Origin of the sequence: Streptomyces sp. NPDC015131 (assembly GCF_043079975.1) — a bacterium.
Taxonomy (GTDB): domain Bacteria; phylum Actinomycetota; class Actinomycetes; order Streptomycetales; family Streptomycetaceae; genus Streptomyces.
Genome location: NZ_JBIBVB010000002.1, coordinates 1,158,616 through 1,180,427 on the forward strand (window position 1 = coordinate 1,158,616; position 21,812 = coordinate 1,180,427).

Here is a 21,812-nt window from a genome sequence, read left to right on the forward strand (position 1 = left end):
CCGGCATTCGGAGTGTGATCCCGCATGCTGGACGGTTTCCGCCCATCATGCGGGACACGGCGGCAAGCGGAGGCTCAGTACGCCTCGACGACCTGCACCTCTTCCTCGGTGATCTCGCCCTCGACGATGCGGTAGGACCGAAACTGGAACGGTCCGGCGTCGTCGGTGTCCGCCGTGGAGACCAGGACGTAGTGCGCGCCGGGCTCGTTGGCGTACGAGACGTCGGTGCGGGACGGGTACGCCTCGGTGGCGGTGTGCGAGTGGTAGATGACCACCGGCTCCTCGTCGCGGTCGTCCATCTCCCGGTACAGCTTCAGCAGGTCGCCCGAGTCGAACTCGTAGAACGTGGGCGAGCGGGCGGCGTTGAGCATCGGGATGAAGCGCTCCGGGCGCCCGGAGCCGGCCGGACCGGCGACCACGCCGCACGCCTCGTCCGGGTGGTCCTCGCGCGCGTGCGCGACGATCTGGTCGTACAGGGCCCGTGTGATGGTCAGCATGGGCTCAGGATAAGCAGAGGGGCCCGCCCGTACCGAGGGATGGTACGGACGGGCCCACATACTGGACCGAGGCCGGGCCGGAACCGCCGAGACGGACCCGAACCGGGCGGACCGCCGAAACGGACCCGGACCGGCCGGACCGCCGAAACGGACCGGGACCGGAACAGCCCGCCCCGGGACGGCTACCGCTTCGCCGGCTTCCGCGAGAAGGCGGCGTTCTCCGGGTTACGGGACTTCAGGACCAGGTACGAGACGCCCAGCAGCAGGGCCCACAGCGGGGCGCAGTACAGGGAGACCCGGGCGCCCTCGTCGATGCCCATCATCACGATGACCATGCCGATGAACAGCAGGGCGAACCAGCTGGTGTACGGGGCTCCGGGCGCCTTGAACTCGGACTCGGGGACCTCGCCGCGGGCGACGGCGCGCCGGTAGCGGATCTGCGAGACGAGGATCATGATCCAGGCCCACATGCCGGAGATGGTGGCGAAGGAGACGACGTACTCGAACGCCTTGCCGGGGGCGACGTAGTTGATCCAGACGCCCACGAGCATCAGCGCGGCCGAGAAGGTGGTGCCGAGCAGCGGGGTGCCGGACCTGGTCAGCCGGGTGAAGACCTTGGGGCCCTGGCCGTTGAGCGCGAGGTCGCGCAGCATGCGGCCGGTGGAGTACATGCCCGAGTTGCAGGAGGACAGGGCGGCGGTCAGCACCACGAAGTTCACGATGGCGGCGCCGACGCCGAGGCCCATCTGCTCGAAGGCGGCGACGAACGGCGAGACGCCCGGCTTGAAATGCGTCCAGGGCACCACCGAGAGGATCATGATCAGCGCGCCGACGTAGAAGACGGCGATGCGCCACGGCACGGTGTTGATGGCCTTGGGCAGGGTGACCTTCGGGTCCTTGGACTCGCCGGCGGTGACGCCGACCAGCTCGACCGCGAGGAAGGCGAACATCACGATCTGGAGGGTCATCAGCGTGCCGCCGATGCCCTTGGGGAAGAAGCCGCCCTCGGACCAGAGCATGGTCATGGACGCGGTCTCGGCGGCGTCGGAGAAGCCGATGGTGAGGATGCCGGCGCAGATCAGGATCATGCCGATGATGGCGGTGACCTTGATCATCGAGAACCAGAACTCCAGCTCGCCGAAGAGCTTCACGGAGATGAGGTTCGCGCCGTACAGGATGACCGTGAAGACCAGGGCGGAGACCCACTGCGGGATGTTCCACCAGTACGTCATGTACGTGGCGGCCGCGGTGACCTCGGTGATGCCGGTGACGACCCAGAAGAGCCAGTAGGTCCAGCCGGTGACGAAGCCGGCGAAGGGGCCGACGAACTCACGGGCGTACTCCGAGAAGGAGCCGGAGACGGGGCGGTACATGAGCAGCTCGCCCAGGGCCCGCATGATGAAGAAGATGACGAGTCCGGCGATCGCGTACGCCAGGACGAGGCTGGGGCCGGCCTTGGAGATGGCCTTGCCCGCGCCGAGGAAGAGCCCGGTGCCGATGGCTCCGCCGATCGCGATCATCTGGATCTGCCGGGCTCCGAGGCCCCGCTGGTAGCCCTCGCCCTCGCCGGATGCGGCCCCCGCGGCCCCACCGTCGTGCTGCTTGTCGACCCGCACTGAGGTCATGATGTGGTGCGCCTTTCTCCACGTCGACCCGCGTCGCCCCGCGCCCCTGCGCGTGACCGCGGATCAGGTCCTGATCCCCCCGGATGTGTATGGAGTGCCTCCGGCGGTCTGCCGGTCGTGGCGCACCCGGGAACAGGGGTGGCGTCCCCGGGCGATCGTGAAGGTGTATCACGCTCGTACCAGTGATCGACGACGACCACTGTGACCCACCGCACAGGAAAAAGCGGACAAGCAACACAAAAGCCCACCACCCGGGGCAGGCGGGTAATCCGATCGTTATACGGATCTGAGTGTCCGCTGAGCGAACACCGCGGGAGTCGACGTCACACGCGCACCGACGACGGCCGCACCGGGCGTCACATCATCGTCTCGACCAGGGTCTCCTGGAGGGCGCCCAGCCAGAGGTACGCCATGACCATCGGCTTGCGCGGGTCGGAGTCCGGCAGCCGGTACAGCGCCTCGCTCTCGTCGTCGTCGGCGACCTCCAGCCGGGTGCCGATGGTCAGCCGCAGGTCGTTGAGCGCGCCGAGCCAGTGCCGGGACTCCTCCGCCGACAGCTTGAGGACCGCGCCGCCCTCGCCGGTCACGCTGAGCGTGTCCAGGCTGCGTACGACGGTGAGGGCGTCCTCGCGCTTGCGGGCGCGCAGGTCGTTCTCCGTGTAGCGGCGGAACTCGGCGGACGCGGCGCGCAGCTCCTCGTCGCCGTCCTCGTACGCGTTGGGGAAGAGCCGGGCCAGCGCGGGGTCGGCCGGCGGCTCGCTCGGGCCCGCGCGGAACAGCTCGGCCAGCGGGTCCTCGCCCTGGGGCGGGGTCTCGCCGGGGCCGATCAGCTCCAGGAGCTGGACGGCCAGGGAGCGGAGGATGGAGACCTCGACCTCGTCCAGCGGGACGGCCGCGCCGCCGCCAGGCAGCGCCTCGAAATGCCCGCTCATCAGCCGCGGTCCTGGGAGAGGGTGGCCCACAGTCCGTAGCCGTGCATCGCCTGCACGTCCCGTTCCATCTCCTCGCGGGTGCCGCTGGAGACGACGGCCCTGCCCTTGTGGTGCACGTCCAGCATCAGCTTGTGCGCCTTGTCCTTTGAGTAGCCGAAGTACGCCTGGAAGACGTAGGTGACGTAGCTCATGAGGTTGACCGGGTCGTTGTGGACGATCGTCACCCAGGGCACGTCGGGTTCGGTGACGGCGAAACCCTCTTCGGCCGCTTCGGTGCGTTCGATCTCTGTGGGAGCAACACTCACTCGTCCCATGCTGCCACTCGGGGTGGTGGCCCGCACACACGGGGCCCGCACCACGCCGGAGGCGCCCGAAAGGCCCCGGGCGGTGGGGGAGCACAGGACCGGACAAGGCCCCGGCGCTCGCCCGCCCCGGGGGAAATCGTCACTCTGACGAGTATTCGGGGTAGCATCGTCGTATGAATGCTGCGGATCTTGGGCTGCCGGTGGACGTGCCGTCTACCGCGCTCTTCACGGACCAGTACGAGCTGACCATGCTCCAGGCGGCCCTGCGGGGCGGTACCGCCGACCGGCGCTCCGTCTTCGAGGTGTTCACCCGGCGGCTGCCCGAGGGGCGGCGCTACGGCGTCGTCGCGGGCACCGGCCGCGTGCTGGACGCGGTGGAGAACTTCCGCTTCGACGCGGGCGTCCTCGGCTTCCTCCGCGAGCGCGGCATCGTGGACGAGCCGACCCTCGCCTGGCTCGCGGACTACCGCTTCGGCGGCGACGTGTGGGGCTACCCGGAGGGCGAGGTGTACTTCCCCGGCTCCCCGATCCTGCGGGTCGAGGGCTCCTTCGCCGAGTGCGTGCTGCTGGAGACTGTGATCCTGTCGATCCTCAACCACGACTCGGCGATCGCCGCCGCGGCCTCCCGGATGTCCGCCGCGGCCGGCGACCGGCGGCTGATCGAGATGGGCGCCCGGCGCACCCACGAGCTGGCCGCCGTCGCCGCCGCGCGCGCCGCGTACGTGGGCGGCTTCTCCTCCACCTCCGACCTGGCGGCGGGCTTCCGCTACGGCATCCCGACGGTCGGCACGTCCGCGCACGCGTTCACCCTGCTGCACGACACCGAGCGGGACGCCTTCCGCGCCCAGGTGGAGTCCCTGGGCCGGGGGACGACGCTGCTGGTCGACACCTACGACGTGGCCGAGGCGGTGCGCGCCGCCGTGGAGATCGCCGGCCCCGAGCTGGGTGCGGTGCGGATCGACTCCGGCGACCTGCTGCTGGTGGCCCACCGGGTGCGCCAGCAGCTCGACGAGCTGGGCGCGCGCGACACGCGGATCGTGGTCACCTCGGACCTGGACGAGTACGCGATCGCCTCGCTGGCGGCGGCTCCGGTCGACGCGTACGGGGTCGGGACCCGGCTGGTGACCGGTAGCGGGCATCCGACCTGCTCGATGGTCTACAAGCTGGTGGCCCGCGCCGAGTCGGCCGACCCGAAGGCGCCGCTGCGGTCGGTGGCCAAGAAGTCGCTGGGCGGCAAGATGTCGGTCGGCGGGCGCAAGTGGGCGGCGCGGCGCGCCGGCGCGGACGGGGTGGCCGAGGCGGAGGTCGTCGGCACCGGACCGGTGCCGGCGGAGCTGGCGGACCGGCAGCTGCTGGTGGAGCTGGTCAAGGGCGGCGAGGTGGTGGCGCGCGAGCCGCTGGACGCGGCGCGGGACCGGCACCTGGCCGCGCTCGGGCGGCTGCCGATGTCGGCGATCCAGCTCTCGCGGGGCGAGCCCGTCATCCCCACGGAGTACGTCTGAGAGGGCGCCCGGCCGGGGGGTCGCGCCCCCTCCCGCCGGGCCCCGGGAATCTCTAGGCTCGAAACCGTCCCCGGCAGCCGCAGCACGGCCAGGCACCCGCAGCACGGCCCACCGAACCGCTCCCCCACCCACGAAGGACACCCGTCATGCACCGCGCACTGATCGTCGTCGACGTACAGAACGACTTCTGCGAGGGCGGCAGCCTCGCGGTGACGGGGGGCGCGGACGTCGCCGCCGCCATCACGGACCTGGTCGGCGAGGCGGCCGGGGCCGTCTACCGGCACGTGGTGGCCACCCGGGACCACCACATCGACCCGGGCGACCACTTCTCGGACCGGCCGGACTTCGTGGACTCCTGGCCCCGGCACTGCGTGGCCGGTACGGAGGGGGTGGGCTTCCACCCGAACTTCGCCCCGGCGGTCGCGTCCGGCGCGATCGAGGCGGTGTTCGACAAGGGCGCCTACGCGGCGGCGTACAGCGGCTTCGAGGGCACCGACGAGAACGACGTCCCGCTGGCCCGGTGGCTGCGGGAGCGCGGGGTCACCGAGGTGGACGTGGTGGGCATCGCCACCGACCACTGCGTACGGGCCACGGCCCTGGACGCGGCCCGGGAGGGCTTCCGCACCCAGGTGCTGCTGGACCTGACGGCGGGCGTGGCGGAGGAGACCACCGAGCGGGCGCTGGCGGAGCTGCGCGCGGCGGGCGTCGAGCTGACCGGCAAGCCGGTGGTCTGACCCGGCCCGCCCGGGCCCCCGGGCCGTACCGGGAGGACCGGGAGCCGCGCTACGAGGCCCGGGGGGCGTCCCAGGCGCGGGACTGGGGCAGCAGGGCGCGGATGGGGTGCCACAGCTCGGTGCGGCACTCCGGGACGGTCCGCCACAGCAGGCCGTCGGGGTGGTGGAGCACGGCGGTGACCTCGTCCGGGGTGGGCGGGTGGAGGTTGCCCCGCAGGTAGACGGCGCGCAGCCCGAGGTTCCGCAGCCTGGTCAGGGCGCGGGCGCGGTTGGCGGCGTGCACCAGGACGCGGACCGTGGAGCCGTCGCCCACCGGGCTGGGCAGGCTGAGGGCGACCACGACCTTGCCGCCGGGCAACTTGGTGAAACCTCCACCGGGCATGCTGGACCACTCCCCCGTGAGATGGTGTGTCAATAAGAACGGGCCACCACGCACCTAAACAGAATCGGCCGCCGCCCGCTAGTGGGCGACGGCCGATCATGCTCTGACCTGCGACGACGAGGTTTACTTCGTCGACGGGCCGACCTGGACCGTGATCGTCTGGCCGTTCTTCGGCTGCTTGACGATCGAGATCTTGGTGTTGGTGTCAGTTACCTGGACACCGGCGCGCGGGTTCGACTCGTACCAGTAGGTGCCCTTGCGGTCGTCGAAGGCCGCCACACCGCGCTGCGAGTGGATCTTCGACGGGACGCCCGCCTTGTGCAGCGTGATGCCGGTGGTGCGGTAGAGGCTGAACGGCGAGTCGTACGCCTGGATGCGGTTGCGCATCAGGGTGCCGTCCGCCCAGTGGGTGGGCGTCGGGTGGGCGTCGACCGGAAGGATCAGGCCCTTGCCCGGGTGGGTGGCGGTGTTGTTGTCCTTCTGGGAGGTGTCCCACTGCCAGACCAGCAGGCCGGTCTGGTACGGGTAGTGCTCCACCCAGGAGTCCTTCGGGGCCGGGAAGCCGAAGTTGTACGGGCCGACCTTGAGGGTGGCGTCGTACGAGACGTACTGCCGGTTCTCGGCGATGTAGTACTGCTCGTACTCGTTGGTGAACGCCTCGCCGATCCGGGAGAAGCCCTTCGCGGTCCAGCCGTTGTCGTCGCCCTCGGCGTTGTCCGAGAAGACCGCGGCGCCGTCCGCCTTCAGGGTGATGGCGTCGGCCGTGAAGCCCTTGCCGCCCGCGCCGCCGTCGGTCTGGTAGCGGAAGCGGAGGTCGAACTTCTTCCCGGCGTACGCGTCGAGCGGGTACACCAGCTTCTGCCACGAGCCGGAGACGTCGGTCAGCGCCGGGGCGCCGCTCGCGTCGGCCGGGATGGCCTTGCCGTTGGCGGTGCCGGCCAGGGCCGTCCAGTTCTTGCCGCCGTCGGTCGACACCTCGGTGTAGAGGTAGTCGTAGTCCTTCTCGATGTCCCACCAGCCGTCGAGGGTCAGCTCGGCCTTGGTCTTGCCGGTGAGGTCCACGGAGCGGGTGAGGGTGTTCTTGAGGTCGTCACCCATGTCGCTCCACCACTGCTTGGAGCCCTCGGCCGGCTTGACGACCGGGGTGGTGACCTTCTTCTTCGGCAGCTCGACGACCAGCGCCTGGGGGTTCTTGGTGTTGTACTCGGAGACGCCCAGGGTGTGCGAGGACTTGGTGGCCGCCTTGGCCTTCTCGTAGTTCAGCCAGCCGAGCTGGAGCTTGTCCCACGAGGTCATGTCGCCGGGCAGGTCACCGATCTCGTTCTTGCCGGTGCCCAGCCAGGAGCCGGAGGACATCAGCGACCAGAAGCCGGTGGAGTTCTCCGCGCCCGCCGCGCCGGAGGTGTCGTACAGGTCCGGCAGGCCGAGGTCGTGGCCGTACTCGTGGGCGAAGACGCCGAGGCCGCCGTTCTCCGGCTGCATCGTGTAGTCGCCGACCCAGATGCCGGAGTTGCCGATCTGCGTGCCGCCGGACCTGTTGTTCGCCGGGCCGGTCTTGCCGGCGTCGGTGCCGTACGCGTACCAGCGGTGCGCCCACAGGGCGTCGCCGCCCTGGGCGCCGCCGCCCGCGGACTCGTCCTCACCGGCGTGGACGATCTGGAAGTGGTCGATGTAGCCGTCGGCCTCGTTGAAGTTGCCGTCGGCGTCGAAGTCGTAGCGGTCCCACAGGTCGTACTGGGCCAGCTGCGCCTTGATCTGGGCGTCGGTCTTCCCGGCGGCCTTCTGCTGCGCGGTCCAGGCGGTGACACCGTCGCGGACGGCGTCCCAGACGTTGGAGCAGTTGCTGCTGCCGCAGTAGTTCGAGCCGTAACGGGCCTCGTTGTACTCGACCTTGACCCAGTCGGAGACGGCGCCGTCGACCGAGTAGCGGCCCGACGAGGTCTTCTCGTAGTAGGTCTTCAGGGACTGCTTCTGCTTGCCGGTCTTCTTGTCCTTGCCGGTGCCGAAGTAGAGGTCCTCGAAGTGCTTCTGGTTGTAGTCCTTCTGCCAGGCCGTCGAGTTGTCCTTCTTGCGGTCCGGCTCGGCTATCCGGTTGTGCAGCGGTCCGGGCGTGCCGCCGTACTTCGGCTTCGGCTCGGGGGTGTCGTCGTCCGCACGGTCGACGAGCGTGGTGTTGTCCACCTTGTCGCCGAACTCGACCAGGATGGTGAAGATCTTGTCGGTCTTCTCCCGGCCGAGCTCGACGTACTTCTTGTCGTCGAGCTTGACGACCTTGGAGGCACCCCTGCGCTCCACCTTCAGGTCGCCGGCCAGCACCTGCTCCAGCGCGGCCTCCCGCGCCTGCGCCTGCTGCCTGCTGTACGGGCCGTCGAGGTCGTGGTCGACCTTGGCGGCGTGGTCGTGCCCGGGGGCACCGTGTCCCGTGTCGTGCGCGCCGGGCGCCGGGTCGTGGCGCTCGATGCCGTCGGTGGGGCGGTTGTCGGCCTGGGCCGTGGTGAAGGCGGATGCCGTCGCGGCGGTGGCGGCCAGCGCCACGATCACCGCGGACGCTCTGAACGCCCGTCGTCTGCTGGTCACTTGATCTTGTCCTCCCCGCGCCCGCGAACCGCGGATGGGGGGTCGATGTGTTATCCGCGTGCGGTGTCGCGCCACAAGTGACGACATTCGACCGGAGAATGACGCGAAAAGACAGACCTTGACTTGTACAAGGCAGGTGCTCTATGTGAACAGATGAACCCGCATTGCGAACAGCGGTACGACGAACCGGCCGGCGGCGAACCGGCCTGGTCACCCGCCCCTCAGCCCTCCGAAGGACCCACGTCCACCGTGATCGACGAGCCGTTCGCCGGCTGCTCCGAGATGGCGATCCGGGTGCCGGTGTCCGCGGTCCGCACCCCGCCGAACTCGTTCTCGGCGTACCAGTACACGCCGTTGTGGTCGTCGAAGACCGGGTTGCCCGGCTGCGCCGCGATCCGCTGCGGTTCACCCGCCTTGTGCAGGGTGAAGCCGGGCACGGGGCGGTGGCCGAACGCCGCGTCGTACGGCGTGATCTTGTTGGACATCAGCGTGCCGTCCGCCCAGCGCATCGGCCGCGGATGGGCGTCCACCGGCAGCAGCAGGCCCTCGCCGGGGTGGTCGGTGACGTTGTTGTCGCGCTGCGAGGTGTCCCACTGCCAGATCATCAGGCCCGGCCGGTAGGCATAGTGCTCCACCCAGTTGTCCCGCGGCGCGGTGAAGCCGAAGTGGTACGGGCCGGTCTCCAGCGTCCGGTCGTACGAGACGTACTGCCGGTTCTCCGCGATGTAGTACTGCGGGTACGAGCCGGTGACCGACTCCCCCACCCGCGCGAACCCCCGCGCCGTCCACCCGCCCCCGTCCCCGCCGCCGTCGCCCGTCCCGCTGCCGCTCCCGTCGCCCTCGGCGTCGTCCCGGAACAGGATCGCCCCGTCCGCCCGCACGGTGATGTTGTCCGCCGCGAACCCCTTGCCGGCCACACCCCCGTCGGTCTTGTAGCGGAACCGGATCTCCACCCGCCGCCCCGCGTACGCGTCCAGCGGGTACGACAGCTTCCGGTACGCCCCCGACACCCCCGTCAGGGCCGGCTTGTCACCGCCGTCCCGGGGGATCACCTCCCCGTCGGCCGTCCCGTCCAGCGTCCGCCAGGTCTCGCCGCCGTCCGCGGAGACCTGCGTGTAGAGGTGGTCGAAGTCCTTCTCGATGTCCCACCAGCCGTCCAGCGACAGCGTCGCCCGCGCCCTGCCCCGCAGGTCGACCGTCCGGGTCAGCGTGTGGGACAGGTTGTCGCCGTGGTCGCTCCACCACTGCCCCGCGCCCCCGGCCGGCTTCACCACCGCGGTGGTCACCCTCTTCTCCGGCAGCTCCACCACCAGCGCCTGCGGCAGGTCCGTGTTGAACGCCGAGACGCCCAGCGTGTGCCGGGACGCCGTCGCCGCCTCCCCCCGCTCGTAGTTGAGCCAGCCCAGCTGGAGCTTGTCCCAGGCCGTCATGTCCCCTGGCAGGTCGCCGATCGCGTGCTTGCCGGTGCCCAGCCAGGAACCCGACGACATCAGCGACCAGAAGCCGACCGAGTTCTCCACCCCCGCCGCGTTGTTGGTGTCGTACAGGTCCGGCAGGCCGAGGTCGTGCGCGTACTCGTGGGCGAAGACGCCCAGGCCGCCGTTCTCCGGCTGCATCGTGTAGTCGCCGACCCACACGCCCGTGTCGCCGACGGCCACACCCCCCGCCCGGAACCCCGCCGGGCCGGTGTCCCCGTCGTCCCTGCTGTACGCGTAGCCCCGGTGCGCCCACAGCGCGTCCGGCCCCTGCGCCCCGCCGCCCGCCGACCCGTCCTCGCCCGCGTGGACGATCTGGAAGTGGTCGATGTACCCGTCCGGCTCGTTGAAGTCACCGTCGTTGTCGTGGTCCGTACGGTCCCACTCGTCGAACCGCGCCACCCGCTCCCGGATCTGCGCGTCGCTCCGCCCCGCCGCCCGCTCGCCCGCCACCCACGCGGCCACCCCGTCGAAGACCAGGTCCTCCACGTTGGGGCAGTTGTTGCCGCCGCAGTAGTTCGAGCCGTACCGCGCCTCGTTGTACTCGACCCTGACCCAGTCCGAGACCTCGCCCTCCACCGAGTACCGGCCCGAGGACGTCCGCTCGTAGTACGTCTTCAGCGACTCCACGCCGTCGCCCTCGCCGAAGTACAGCCGCCGGTAGTGCTCCCGGTCGAAGTCGGGCCGCCAGTCCGTCGCGTTGTCCTGCGTCCGGTCCGGCTCCGGGATGCTGTTGTGCAGCGGCCCCGGCGTACCGCCGTACTTGACCACCGGGGGTTTCGGGCCGCCCGGCCCGTCCGGGTCGTGGCGCGTGGTGTCGTCCACCTTGTCGCCGAACTCCACCAGGATGGTGAAGATCCGGTCCGTGCGCTCCCGGCCCAGCTCCACGTACTTCCGGTCGCCGAGCTTCACCACCTTGGAGCCGCCGCGCCGCTCGACCTTCGCGCTGCCGCTCAGCAGCCGCTCCAGAGCCACCTGCCGCTGCTGCCGCTGCCGGGCGCTGTACGGCCCGTCGATGACGTGCCCGTCGTGCTTCCCCTGGGCGGTGCCGTGCGCGGTGTCGTCGTGCACGGGCGCGGTGGTGGCGGACGCCGGGGCGCCGGAGCCCCAGGCGGCCGGCACCACCAGGACGGCCAGGACGACCAGGACAGCCATACCCCGTCGGACGTACGTCACTTGATACGGTCCTCCCCTGCGTATCGCGTCAACGGGCGCCGTCTTCCGGCCAGATCGGGCCGGCCGTGATTCCATGCGCCCCCCATACACCGGTACCGTGGGTTAGGTCACGCTTACTACCGGTTCCTCTCGGGCATCCACACTCGTAGAGTCACAAGTCAGTGCGAACGAACCGCGCGTCCCCCATCCGGTGCTCCCTCGCCTCCAGGACGGAACCCGCCATGCCGCGTCCGACCGCCGCACAGCTCGCCTACGGTTCGGCCACCGTCGTCCTCGCGACCGTCGCCATGCTGCTGCTGTCCCGCACCACGACCGGGCTCGGAGTCGCGCTGATCGGGGTCGCCGCCCTGGCGCTCGGCGTGCTGGTCACCGTGACCGTGCCGGGACGGGCCGGGCGCCGGGCGGCGTACCACCAGGCGCGGCCGGCCTTCCCGGCCGAGCGCCGGGAGCACTCACTGCGTCGTTGACACCACCACGGTCTTGGCGGCCTTGTCGTGCAGGCCCTGCTTGTACGGCTTGTCGACCAGGATCAGGATCAGCAGCAGCAGCGGCCACAGGCAGGCGCAGCAGATCAGGCCGGGCAGCCACAGCACCACGGACCGGATCAGCGAGGCGTTCATGGGCGGCACGCTGCCGTCGTTGAGCATCGCGACCCGCATGCCCATCAGCCGCATGCCCAGCGTCTGGCCCCGGTTCTTCGCCACCATCAGGGCGTCGTAGCCGATGTACGCGATGATCGTGAGGAGCTGGAAGACCCAGCCGTTGCCGTCGCTCGTCGTCCAGACGTCCTCCCAGTCGCCCTGGTCGGTCACCCGGTCGTAGATGTTGAACGGGATCGCGATCAGCGCGAGCGGAATGGCGACGATGATCCAGTCGATGATCCGTGCCAGGACACGCCGCCCCGGATCGGCCAGCGGCGGCATCCCCGCGAGCGGATCGGCCCCGCCGTAGGGCCCGCCGCCATAGGGCCCGCCCGGGTAGGGCCCGGATCCGTACGGCCCGCCGGGACCGCCGGGCCCGTCCCCGCCATAAGGCCCTCCGGTACCGCCGCCGTACGGGCCGCCGGTGCCGCCGCCGTACGGGCCGCCGCCACCGGGCGGCGGAGGCGGCGGCGCCGGGGGCGGCTGGGCGCCTTCGTCCTGCGGCTTCTTGCGGAACGGATCGTCCTCGGGCGGCTGCTGACCGGGCGGCGGCGGTTCGTTGCTCATGGGGGCAGTGCACCCCGCCCACCGGGCCCCCGCAACGGAAAGGGGGCTGTTCGGGGGTCCCCGGGTCACCCTCCCCCGGGGCGCCCGGTCAGGTGCCCGCGACGAAGGTGTGGGCCGCCTTGTCGTGCCAGCACTGGCGCCAGGGGCGGTCGAAGAGGCACCACAGGACGTTGGCGATCCCGACCACCAGGACGCCCAGGAGACCGTAGAGGAGCCAGCGGCGCAGGGCGGCGCCGAAGGACGGGGGCTCGTGGGACTCGATGTCCCGCACCTCCAGGCCCATCAGCTTCTTGCCCAGCGTGCGGCCCCACTTGGCGGTGGGCAGCGCCTCGTAGAGCACGCCCAGCACCAGCAGCGCGGCGAGCGCGATGCCGAAGCAGGTCGCGGTGGTGCCGTCCACCAGCCACACGGTGACCGTCTCACCGGACTGCTTGGCCTGCTGGATCTTGCCGTCGATGTGGTCGAGCGCCCGGGTCACGAGCGGCGCGGCCACGGCGGCCACGGCGGCGCCCAGGAGCAGGGTGTCGACCAGCCGGGCGGCGAACCGCTTGCCGAGGGCGGCCGGGCGGGCGGCGGCCTGCGCCTGCGCGGCGGCCAGGAACGGGTCCTCGACCGGCGGCTTCCAGGGCAGCACCGGCTGCTGGGGCGACGGCTCCCGGGACGGCACGGGCCGGGCCGCCTCCGGCTCGGCGGGGCGGGCCAGCGGGTGGACCTGCTGCGCCCAGGACGCGGCGCCGCCCCCGGGGCCGTGCGTGACGGGCGGCGGCGAGGCGGCAGGGGCGGCGGGCGCGGGCTGGGGCCCGGCCGGGGCGGGCTGCTGCGGCGCCGGGGCGGGCGGTGCCTCGGGGGCGAGGGCCCGGATGGTCATGGTGCCGTCGGCCGGCGCCTCGGGCTCCCGCCTCGGCGGGGTGACCGCCCGGATGGTGACGGTGCCCTCCCGCGCGGCCGGCGCGGCCGGTTCCGGTTGCGGCTGGACGTCCCGGACGCCGGGCAGCGCGCCGCCCGTCGGGTCGGGCGCGGCGGGGGCCGGGCGGCGGGGGTCCTGGCCGTTCTCGGCGCCCCAGGAGACCTTGCGGTCCCGGTCACCGCCGAAACCGGTCTGCCGCGAGGCGTCCGCCTGCCAGACCGTGGCCGGTTCCGGTTCCGGCCGGCCGTCGGCCGCGTCCTCCTCGTCGAAGAAGACCGGACCGGTCTCCTCCACCGCGGGGGTACGCGCCGGGGGCGCTGCCTGGGCCGGGACGGCGGGCGCCGGCGGGGACGGCATCGCCTCGCCGTCCCGGGGCGCGGGACGGCTCGTCCCCGGCACCCACGCGGCGCCGTTCCAGAACCGGATATATCCAGGGATGGACGGATCCGGGTAGTAGCCAGGCGTGGGGCTGCCGTCGCCGGTTGCCGGGGTTGGGGCGCTCATCACCGTGGTCCCGTATCTCTTCGAGTCCTCAATTCAAGGCACCACATCTACCAGACCCCGCGGCGGCCCCGGACCGGTCCGTCCACAACGACCACGATCCGGTCACACCTGTGTTACGGGGACCCGCGGCCCATTCCGCCGCCGGAAGTCGCGTAATGGCGGGCGGCAAACCCCCTCTCATCCATACGGCCCCGTTCAGGGCGCGGAATGGAGAGAAGGGAACCCCCCATGCAGCACACCGTCGTCGAACGCGACCTCGAACTCACCCTGGTGTTGTCGCCCGAGCGTGGCGTCCCCGTCCCCGCCCGCCTCACCTACCGCACGGACGACCCGTACGCCGTGCACATCACCTTCCACGTCGGCTCCGAGCACCCCGTGCACTGGACCTTCGCCCGCGAGCTGCTGGTCGAGGGGGTCTTCCGGCCCTGCGGGCACGGCGACGTCCGGGTCTGGCCGACGACCCTCGACGGACGGGCGGCGGTGCTGATGGCCCTGTCCTCGCCGGACGGCGACGCCCTGCTGGAGGTCCCGGCCGCGCAGGTGTCGGCGTGGCTGGAACGGTCGCTGCGGGTGGTGCCGCCCGGCTCGGAGTCGGAGCGCCTCGGCTGGGACGACGGGCTGGCCGGGCTGCTCACCTGATGGGGCGGTCAGCCCGTCACGTACGTGTGCGTGATGAATTCGATCGAGTGGCCGTCGGGGTCGTCCACGTACACCCCGCGGCCGCCGTACCGGTGGTTGATCCGCTGCGGCTCGCGGTGGTACGGGTCGGCCCAGTACGGCAGTTCGCGCTCCTGGACGCGGCCGAGGATCGCGTCGAACTCCTCCTCGGACACCAGGAACGCGAGGTGCTGGGAGGTGATCCGGGGCGCGTCGTCGTCGAGGTAGTCCAGGGTGACGCCGCCGTCGAGCGGGAGCGACGCGAACGGGCCGAAGGGCGTGGGCTCGGGAGCGCCGATCAGCTCCGCGAGGAAGCGGGCGCCGGCGAACCGGTCACGGCTGCGGACGATGGTGTGGTCAAGGCGTGCGGGCACGGCTCCTCCTTCGTCGGTGCCTTCACGCTAGGTCCGCGCCCGCCACTCCCACCATCGGACCTGTGTCCTAGGACCCCGGTCTCAGAAGAGCTTCCCGGGGTTCAGGATGCCGAGCGGGTCGAAGGCCCGCTTGATGTCGCGCTGCAACTCCAGGCCCACCGGGCCCAGTTCCCGCGCCAGCCACTCCTTCTTCAGGACGCCGACCCCGTGTTCGCCGGTGATGGTGCCGCCCAGCTCCAGGCCGAGCGCCATGATCTCGTCGAAGGACTCGCGGGCGCGCCGGGACTCGTCGGCGTCGTGGTGGTCGAAGCACACCACCGGGTGGGTGTTGCCGTCGCCCGCGTGGGCGCAGACGCCGATGGTCAGGCGGTACTTCGCCGCGATCGCGGCCGTACCGTCGATCATGGCGCCCAGCCGCGAGCGCGGGACGCAGACGTCGTCGATCATCGTCGCCGACTTGACGGCCTCCAGGGCGGTGAGCGACATCCGGCGGGCCTTCAGCAGCAGCTCCGACTCGGCCTCGTCCTCGGCCGGCACGACCTGGGTGGCCCCGGCGGCGGTGCACAGCCCGCCCACGGCGGCCAGGTCGTCCGCCGGGTCGGGGGTGTCGAAGGCGGCGAGCAGCAGCGCCTCGGTGGACTCGGGCAGCCCCATCCGCCCCAGCGCGTTGACCGCGCGGACGGTGGTGCGGTCCATCAGCTCCAGCAGAGACGGGGTGTGGCCCCGTTCCATGATCGCGCACACCGCGTCGCACGCGGCGGCGGCCGAGGGGAACTCGGCGGCCAGCACCAGCTGGCGCGGCGGCTTCGGCCGGAGCGCCAGCACGGCCCGTACGACGATGCCGAGGGTGCCCTCGGAGCCGACGAACAGCCGCGTCAGGTCGTAGCCGGCGACCCCCTTGGCGGTGCGGCGGCCGGTGGTCAGCAGCCGCCCGTCGGCGAGGACGACGTCCAACCCCAGGACGTACTCCGCGGTGACGCCGTACTTCACACAGCACAGCCCGCCGGAGGCCGTGCCGATGTTCCCGCCGATGGTGCACATCTCCCAGCTCGACGGGTCCGGCGGGTAGTACAGCCCGTGCTCGCCGACCGCCCGTGACAGCACCGCGTTGACGACGCCGGGCTCCACCACGGCGATCCGGTCGACCGGGCTGATCTCCAGGATGCGGTCCATCCGGGTCAGCGACAGCACCACGCAGCCGTCCGAGGCGTTCGCCGCGCCGGACAGGCCGGTGCGGGCGCCCTGCGGGACCACCGGCACCCGCAGCTCGCTCGCGGTGCGCATCACATGCTGAACCTGCTCGACCGTGCCGGGCAGGACGACCACGGCGGGGGTGCCCGCCTCGCAGAAGCTCGCCGCGTCATGGGCGTACGACACGGTGACGTCCGGGTCCGTCAGGATCGCGTCGGCCGGCAGACCGGCCCGCAGACGCGTCAGTAGCTCGTCCATGATCCCAGCCTGGCACCCGGGGCCATCGGTGTGAACCCGTCGGGGGATCGGCTCCGGCCTCACCGGGTGGCTCGCCGTTCCGGGCGCACAGTGGCGGCATGAAGACGGAACGGGTCCCGCGGATCGTCCTCGGCACGGGCGCGGCCATGGTGCTGGCCGGGGCGCTCGCCCTCTGCCTCCCCGGCGGTCCCGGCGGCGGCGGTGCCCCGCCGCCCGCGCCGGGCCCGGTCGCGCGGGCCGAGACGGCGGTACGGGCCGGGGCGCAGGCGTCCCTGCCGGAGCTGGCCGCGCTGATCGGCGACCGCGAGCGGTGGCTGCGCGCCCACCCGCGGGACGACGCGGCATGGGCGGAGCTGGGCGGCGCGTACGTGGAGCGGGGCGGACGCGACGGCGACACCGCCTCGTACGTCCGGGCGGAGAGCGCCCTGAAGCGGTCCCTCGCGGTGTGGCCGGCCGCCCGGGGCAACGCCGACGCCCGGCTCGGCCTGGCCGCCCTGGCCAACGCCCGGGGCGACTTCCGGACCGCCCGCGTCCACGCCGAGGCGGTGCGCAAGGAGCAGCCGCGGCGCTGGCAGACGTACCCCGTCCTGATCGACGCGTACAGCGGGCTCGGCGACTACGTGTCGGCCGGCCGGGCCGCGGACCGGCTGCGGAAGCTGCGGGCGGGCGGCCCCGCGCTGTCCCGGGCGTCCCTGGTGTACCGCGACAAGGGCTGGCGGGAGGACGCCTCGGCGCTGGCGTACGACGCGGTGGCGCTGGCCGGGACCCCGGCGGAGAAGGCGGCGTGCCTGGCCCGGCTGGGGGACCTCGCCTGGGAGCGGGGCGAGCCGCGGGAGGCCCTCGGCTCGTACGGGACGGCCCTGGAGCTCGTGCCCGGTCACGCCCCGTCGCTGGCGGGCCGGGCGCGGGCGCTGGCGGCGCTCGGCCGCGAGGAGGACGCGCTGCGGGACTACGGCGCGGCCCTGGAGGCGCAGCCGCTGCCGCAGTACGCCCTGGAGGCGGGCGAGTTGTACGAGTCCCTCGGCCTGGACGGGGACGCGCAGACGCAGTACGCGATGCTGCGGGCGCGGGTGTCGGAGGCGGGCACGCACGGGGTGAACACGGCGCTGGTGCTGGCGCGGTACGAGGCGGACCACGGCGACCCGGAGTCCGCCGCGCGCCGGTTGCGCGCCGAGTGGGCGAAGGGCCACCGCTCGGTGCACGTCGCCGACGCGCTCGGCTGGGCGCTGTACCGGTCGGGCGACGCGAAGGAGGCCCTGCCGTACGCCAGACGGGCGACGGAACAGGGCCTGCGCAGTGCGCTGTTCGCGTACCACCGGGGGCAGATCGAGCGGGAGCTGGGCGAGTACGGGCCGGCGCGGCGGCACATCGAGGAGGCGCTGCGGATCAACCCGTACTTCTCGCCGCTGCTGGCGCCGAGGGCGCGCCGTGCGCTGACGGCCCTCGGCGAGCCGGATGCGGACGCCCCGAGTGCCCCCCGACACCCGGAACGCCCCCGGTCCCGCTGAGCCCGCGACGACCCGCAGTCGGCGTACCACCGGGGTGGGGCCGTGCAGGGTCGCCCCCGCAGCGGTTGGCGGCGTCGCACGGTCACCCGACCGGTAGGGCAACCCGCCGACCGCGAGGAGGTGAGCCCGGAGGGGCCCCGCCCCACCCCCACCGGGAGGCACCGCTCCGGTGGGCACCCCGTTGTGCCCACCCTCCCCCAAGCTCTCGGCTTCGCTCGAGCAGGGGGGACCCCCATCGCCCAGCGGGACGATTGCCCACAACGGAACGGGGTGGGCGCACCCCCATCGCCCTGCGGGACGATCGCCCACAACGGGCGGGGGGCGCCGCCCCGCGGGGCTAGAGGTTGCCGCGCTTGGCCTGTTCGCGCTCGATCGCTTCGAACAGCGCCTTGAAGTTGCCCTTGCCGAAGCCCATCGACCCGTGCCGCTCGATCATCTCGAAGAACACGGTCGGACGGTCCTGGACCGGCTTGGTGAAGATCTGCAGCAGGTAGCCGTCCTCGTCGCGGTCGACGAGGATCTTCAGCTCGCGCAGGGTCTCGACGGGCACCCGCGTCTCGCCGGCCCACTCGCCGAGCGTGTCGTAGTACGAGTCGGGGGTGTCGAGGAACTGGACACCGGCGGCGCGCATGGTGCGGACGGTGTGCACGATGTCGTTCGTGGCGAGCGCGATGTGCTGGACGCCGGCGCCGCCGTAGAACTCCAGGTACTCGTCGATCTGGGACTTCTTCTTCGCGATGGCGGGCTCGTTGATCGGGAACTTGACCTTGAGCGTGCCGTCGGCGACGACCTTGGACATGAGCGCGGAGTACTCGGTGGCGATGTCGTCGCCCACGAACTCCTTCATGTTGGTGAAGCCCATGACCTTGTTGTAGAAGCCGACCCAGTCGTTCATCTTCCCGAGCTCGACGTTGCCCACGCAGTGGTCGATGGCCTGGAAGGTGCGCTTGGCCGGCGGCTCGACCATGGGGCGGGCGACGACGAAGCCGGGCAGGTAGGGGCCGTCGTAGCCGGAGCGGTCGACGAGGGTGTGGCGGGTCTTGCCGTACGTGGCGATGGCGGCGAGGACGACGGTGCCGTGCTCGTCCTTGACCTCGTACGGCTCGGTGATGCCGGTGGCGCCCTGCGCGACGGCGTAGGCGTACGCCTTGCGGGCGTCGGGGACCTCGATGGCGAGGTCGATGACGCCGTCGCCGTGCTCGGCGACGTGGTCGGCGAGGAAGCGGCCCCACTCGGTGGCCGGCTTGATGACGGAGGTGAACACGAAGCGGGCGGCGCCGTTGGTGAGGACGTAGCTCGCGGTCTCGCGGCTGCCGTTCTCCGGTCCGGAGTAGGCGACGAGCTTCATGCCGAAGGCCGTGGAGTAGAAGTGCGCGGCCTGCTTGGCGTTGCCGACGGCGAAGACGACCGCGTCCATCCCCTTCACCGGGAAGGGGTCGTCCTGCCGGGCGGTGTCGGGGGCGTGGGAGATGGTCTCAGTCATGGCGGCAGGCTCTCTCCGTTTGGCAAGGTGCGCAATAGTTCCCGCAGGGGCTGGTCACTTTGCCCACCGGATGGGCACTCTGGGGGGACGTTCTGTACAGGGTGACCATTGGAGGGCGGCCGTGGCGATCGATCATCTGGACGGGCGGCTCATCGCGCTGCTGGCGCGGGAGCCCCGGATAGGCGTGCTGGAGGCGTCGCGGCGGCTGGGGGTGGCGCGCGGGACGGTGCAGGCGCGGCTGGACCGGCTTCAGTCGAACGGAGTCATCCGGGGGTTCGGGCCGGACGTGGACCCGGCGGCGCTGGGGTATCCGGTGACGGCGTTCGCCACGCTGGAGATCAAGCAGGGCCAAGGCGCGGACGTGCGGGAGCACTTGGCGGGGGTGCCGGAGGTGCTGGAGCTGCACACGACGACGGGGCACGGGGACATGCTGTGCCGGCTGGTGGCGCGGTCGAACGCGGATCTCCAGCGGGTGATCGACCGGGTTGTCGGTTTTGATGGCATCGTGCGGGCCTCCACGGCGATCGTCATGGAGAACCCGGTGCCCCTGCGGATCATCCCGCTGGTGGAGCAGGCGGCGCAGGAGTAGCGACCGGCGGGGCCCGGGGGCGCGCAGGAGTGAGCGGCCCGCGGGGCCGGGGGCGCGCAGGAGCAGCGAAGGGAGCACGGCCGTGAGCTTCTGGGAGTACGTGGCCAGCCGCCACCAGCAGTTGCTCACGGACGCGTACCAGCACGTCAGCGCGGTCTTCCAGTGCATGGTGATCGCCACGGCGCTGGGGGTGCTGATCGCCCTGGTGACGTACCGCAGCGGGTGGGCGGGGAATCTGGCGATCATGTCGACGGCGACGGTGCTGACGATCCCCTCGCTGGCGCTGATCGGCCTGCTGATCCCGGTGGTGGGGCTCGGGGTGCCGCCGACGGTGATCGCGCTGGTGCTGTACGGGCTGCTGCCGGTGGTGCGCAACGCGATCGTGGGGCTGCGGGGGGTGGATCCGGCGCTGGTGGACGCGGCGAAGGGCATCGGGATGTCCCCGGCGGCCCGGCTGGCCCGGGTGGAGCTGCCGCTGGCGTGGCCGCCGATCCTGACCGGCATCCGGGTGTCGACGCAGATGCTGATGGGGATCGCGGCGATCGCCGCGTACGCGTCGGGGCCGGGGCTCGGCAATGAGATCTTCCGCGGGATCGCCTCGCTGGGCAGTGCGAACGCGCTGAACCAGGTGCTGGCGGGGACGCTCGGGATCGTCGTGCTGGCGCTGCTGTTCGACGCCGCGTATGTCCTGCTGGGCCGGCTGACGATTCCGAGGGGGATCCGTGGGCGCGAGCATTGAGCTGGAGAACCTCTCGAAGCGGTATCCGGGCAGCGCGCAGCCGGCCGTGGACGAGGTCTCGATGGAGATCCGGCCGGGCGAGACGGTGATCTTCGTGGGCCCCTCGGGGTGCGGGAAGTCGACCACCCTGAAGATGATCAACCGCCTGATCGAGCCGTCGTCGGGGCGGATCAGGATCGACGACGAGGACGTGACGCGCATCGACCCGGTGAAGCTGCGCCGGAAGGTCGGGTACGCGATCCAGTCGTCGGGGCTGTTCCCGCACATGACGGTGGCGGACAACATCGCGCTCGTACCGAGGATGGTGGGGTGGTCCAAGGCGCGGGTGCGCGACCGGGTGGAGGAGATGCTGGACCTGGTGGGGCTGGACCCGCGGGAGTTCCACGGGCGGTACCCGCGCCAGCTGTCGGGCGGCCAGCAGCAGCGGGTGGGCGTGGCGCGGGCGCTGGCGGCGGACCCGCCGGTGCTGCTGATGGACGAGCCGTTCGGGGCGGTGGACCCGATCACGCGCGACCACCTCCAGGACGAGCTGATCCGGCTCCAGCACGAGCTGCACAAGACGATCGTGTTCGTGACGCACGACTTCGACGAGGCGATCAAGCTGGGCGACCGGATCGCGGTGCTGCGCGAGCGGTCGCACATCGCGCAGTTCGACACGCCGGAGGCGATCCTCACCAACCCGGCGGACGACTTCGTGTCGGGGTTCGTGGGGGCGGGGGCCGCCCTGAAGCGGCTGAACCTCACCCGCGTACGGGACGTGGAGATCGCCGACTTCCCCACGGTGTCGGTGGACGACCCGCTCCAGACCATTTTCAACCGGCTGCGCGGCGGCCTGCACAACGAGCTGCTGATGCTGGACCGGCGCGGCCGGCCGTACAAGTGGCTGCGGCGCGGCGACCTGATGCGGGCCAAGGGGTCGCTGGCGCGGGCGGGGCAGCTGGTGCACGACACGGTGACGCGGGACGCGACGCTGCACGACGCGCTGGAGGCGGTGCTCATCGACTCGGCGGGGCGGGTCGCGGTGACCGGGCGGCGGGGCGAGTACATCGGGGTCGTCGACATGGAGACGCTGATGAACTCGGTGCACGAGATGCTGGAGGCGGACCGGCTGGCCGCGATCGAGCACCAGCACGACGTGGAGGAGGCCCGCCACCACCGGACCGAGACGGAGCTGGAGGGCGGCTCGTGA

The 21,812-nt window shown here is 71.9% G+C and carries 20 protein-coding genes; 8 read left to right on the forward strand and 12 right to left on the reverse strand.

Annotated features, from left to right (window positions below):
- Positions 1–74 precede the first annotated feature (74 nt).
- The 4 genes from ACF08D_RS10890 to clpS form a co-directional block, all read right to left on the reverse strand.
- A complete protein-coding gene (locus tag ACF08D_RS10890) occupies positions 75–497 on the reverse strand; it encodes a Mov34/MPN/PAD-1 family protein (protein WP_392222221.1) in 423 nt (140 codons plus the stop codon).
- A gap of 182 nt (positions 498–679) precedes the next feature.
- Positions 680–2,122 carry an amino acid permease gene (locus tag ACF08D_RS10895; protein ID WP_392222222.1) on the reverse strand — a complete coding sequence of 481 codons (1,443 nt, stop codon included), beginning with the start codon at positions 2,120–2,122 and terminating at the stop codon, positions 680–682.
- Positions 2,123–2,478: 356 nt separating this feature from the next.
- Positions 2,479–3,054 carry a DUF2017 domain-containing protein gene (locus ACF08D_RS10900; protein ID WP_392222223.1) on the reverse strand — a complete coding sequence of 192 codons (576 nt, stop codon included), beginning with the start codon at positions 3,052–3,054 and terminating at the stop codon, positions 2,479–2,481.
- Positions 3,054–3,368: an ATP-dependent Clp protease adapter ClpS gene (gene clpS / locus ACF08D_RS10905; protein WP_392222224.1), complete on the reverse strand. Its 315-nt coding sequence runs from the start codon at positions 3,366–3,368 to the stop codon at positions 3,054–3,056. The genes ACF08D_RS10900 and clpS overlap by 1 nt, the downstream gene beginning before the upstream one ends.
- 164 nt (positions 3,369–3,532) lie before the next feature.
- Between clpS and ACF08D_RS10910 the strand changes: the two genes are divergently transcribed.
- Entirely contained in the window at positions 3,533–4,861 is a 1,329-nt protein-coding gene (locus ACF08D_RS10910; protein ID WP_392222225.1) for a nicotinate phosphoribosyltransferase, read from the forward strand.
- A 146-nt stretch (positions 4,862–5,007) separates the two neighbouring features.
- The gene (locus ACF08D_RS10915) at positions 5,008–5,595 is read left to right on the forward strand and encodes a nicotinamidase (protein WP_392222226.1); all 588 of its coding nucleotides are present in this window, start codon (positions 5,008–5,010) and stop codon (positions 5,593–5,595) included.
- A gap of 49 nt (positions 5,596–5,644) precedes the next feature.
- On the opposite strand, the gene ACF08D_RS10920 is transcribed toward ACF08D_RS10915, so the two are convergent.
- From ACF08D_RS10920 to ACF08D_RS10930, 3 genes are all read right to left on the reverse strand, one after another.
- On the reverse strand, positions 5,645–5,977 hold the full coding sequence (locus ACF08D_RS10920) for a hypothetical protein (protein WP_392222227.1): 333 nt from the start codon (positions 5,975–5,977) through the stop codon (positions 5,645–5,647).
- 123 nt (positions 5,978–6,100) lie between these two features.
- Positions 6,101–8,554, reverse strand: a complete 2,454-nt coding sequence (locus ACF08D_RS10925) for an immune inhibitor A domain-containing protein (RefSeq protein WP_392222228.1) — start codon at positions 8,552–8,554, stop codon at positions 6,101–6,103.
- A 221-nt stretch (positions 8,555–8,775) separates the two neighbouring features.
- Complete coding sequence (locus ACF08D_RS10930) at positions 8,776–11,184, reverse strand: immune inhibitor A domain-containing protein (protein ID WP_392222229.1); 2,409 nt, start codon at positions 11,182–11,184, stop codon at positions 8,776–8,778.
- 242 nt (positions 11,185–11,426) lie between these two features.
- Between ACF08D_RS10930 and ACF08D_RS10935 the strand changes: the two genes are divergently transcribed.
- Complete coding sequence (locus ACF08D_RS10935) at positions 11,427–11,672, forward strand: hypothetical protein (protein WP_392222230.1); 246 nt, start codon at positions 11,427–11,429, stop codon at positions 11,670–11,672.
- Here the strand turns inward: ACF08D_RS10935 and ACF08D_RS10940 are convergent.
- Positions 11,658–12,413: an RDD family protein gene (locus ACF08D_RS10940; RefSeq protein WP_392222231.1), complete on the reverse strand. Its 756-nt coding sequence runs from the start codon at positions 12,411–12,413 to the stop codon at positions 11,658–11,660. The genes ACF08D_RS10935 and ACF08D_RS10940 overlap by 15 nt on opposite strands.
- An 88-nt stretch (positions 12,414–12,501) precedes the next feature.
- The gene (locus ACF08D_RS10945) at positions 12,502–13,824 is read right to left on the reverse strand and encodes an RDD family protein (RefSeq protein WP_392222232.1); all 1,323 of its coding nucleotides are present in this window, start codon (positions 13,822–13,824) and stop codon (positions 12,502–12,504) included.
- 228 nt (positions 13,825–14,052) lie between these two features.
- Here ACF08D_RS10945 and ACF08D_RS10950 point away from each other — a divergent pair, with 228 nt between their 5' ends.
- Positions 14,053–14,463: an SsgA family sporulation/cell division regulator gene (locus tag ACF08D_RS10950; RefSeq protein ID WP_392222233.1), complete on the forward strand. Its 411-nt coding sequence runs from the start codon at positions 14,053–14,055 to the stop codon at positions 14,461–14,463.
- 8 nt (positions 14,464–14,471) lie between these two features.
- On the opposite strand, the gene ACF08D_RS10955 is transcribed toward ACF08D_RS10950, so the two are convergent.
- A complete protein-coding gene (locus ACF08D_RS10955; RefSeq protein ID WP_392222234.1) occupies positions 14,472–14,855 on the reverse strand; it encodes a VOC family protein in 384 nt (127 codons plus the stop codon).
- Positions 14,856–14,936: 81 nt separating this feature from the next.
- On the reverse strand, positions 14,937–16,304 hold the full coding sequence (locus ACF08D_RS10960) for an FAD-binding oxidoreductase (protein WP_392222235.1): 1,368 nt from the start codon (positions 16,302–16,304) through the stop codon (positions 14,937–14,939).
- Between the two features lie 98 nt (positions 16,305–16,402).
- Between ACF08D_RS10960 and ACF08D_RS10965 the strand changes: the two genes are divergently transcribed.
- A complete protein-coding gene (locus tag ACF08D_RS10965) occupies positions 16,403–17,812 on the forward strand; it encodes a tetratricopeptide repeat protein (RefSeq protein WP_392222236.1) in 1,410 nt (469 codons plus the stop codon).
- 337 nt (positions 17,813–18,149) lie between these two features.
- Here the strand turns inward: ACF08D_RS10965 and hppD are convergent, their stop codons facing one another.
- Positions 18,150–19,295, reverse strand: coding sequence for a 4-hydroxyphenylpyruvate dioxygenase (gene hppD / locus ACF08D_RS10970; protein ID WP_392222237.1), 1,146 nt, complete (start codon positions 19,293–19,295; stop codon positions 18,150–18,152).
- A 121-nt stretch (positions 19,296–19,416) separates the two neighbouring features.
- Between hppD and ACF08D_RS10975 the strand changes: the two genes are divergently transcribed.
- The 3 genes from ACF08D_RS10975 (at position 19,417) to ACF08D_RS10985 (ending at position 21,812) form a co-directional block, all read left to right on the forward strand.
- A complete protein-coding gene (locus ACF08D_RS10975) occupies positions 19,417–19,884 on the forward strand; it encodes an Lrp/AsnC family transcriptional regulator (RefSeq protein ID WP_392222238.1) in 468 nt (155 codons plus the stop codon).
- Between the two features lie 82 nt (positions 19,885–19,966).
- A complete protein-coding gene (locus ACF08D_RS10980) occupies positions 19,967–20,623 on the forward strand; it encodes an ABC transporter permease (protein ID WP_392222239.1) in 657 nt (218 codons plus the stop codon).
- Complete coding sequence (locus ACF08D_RS10985) at positions 20,607–21,812, forward strand: betaine/proline/choline family ABC transporter ATP-binding protein (RefSeq protein ID WP_392222240.1); 1,206 nt, start codon at positions 20,607–20,609, stop codon at positions 21,810–21,812. Before ACF08D_RS10980 ends, ACF08D_RS10985 begins: the two co-directional genes overlap by 17 nt.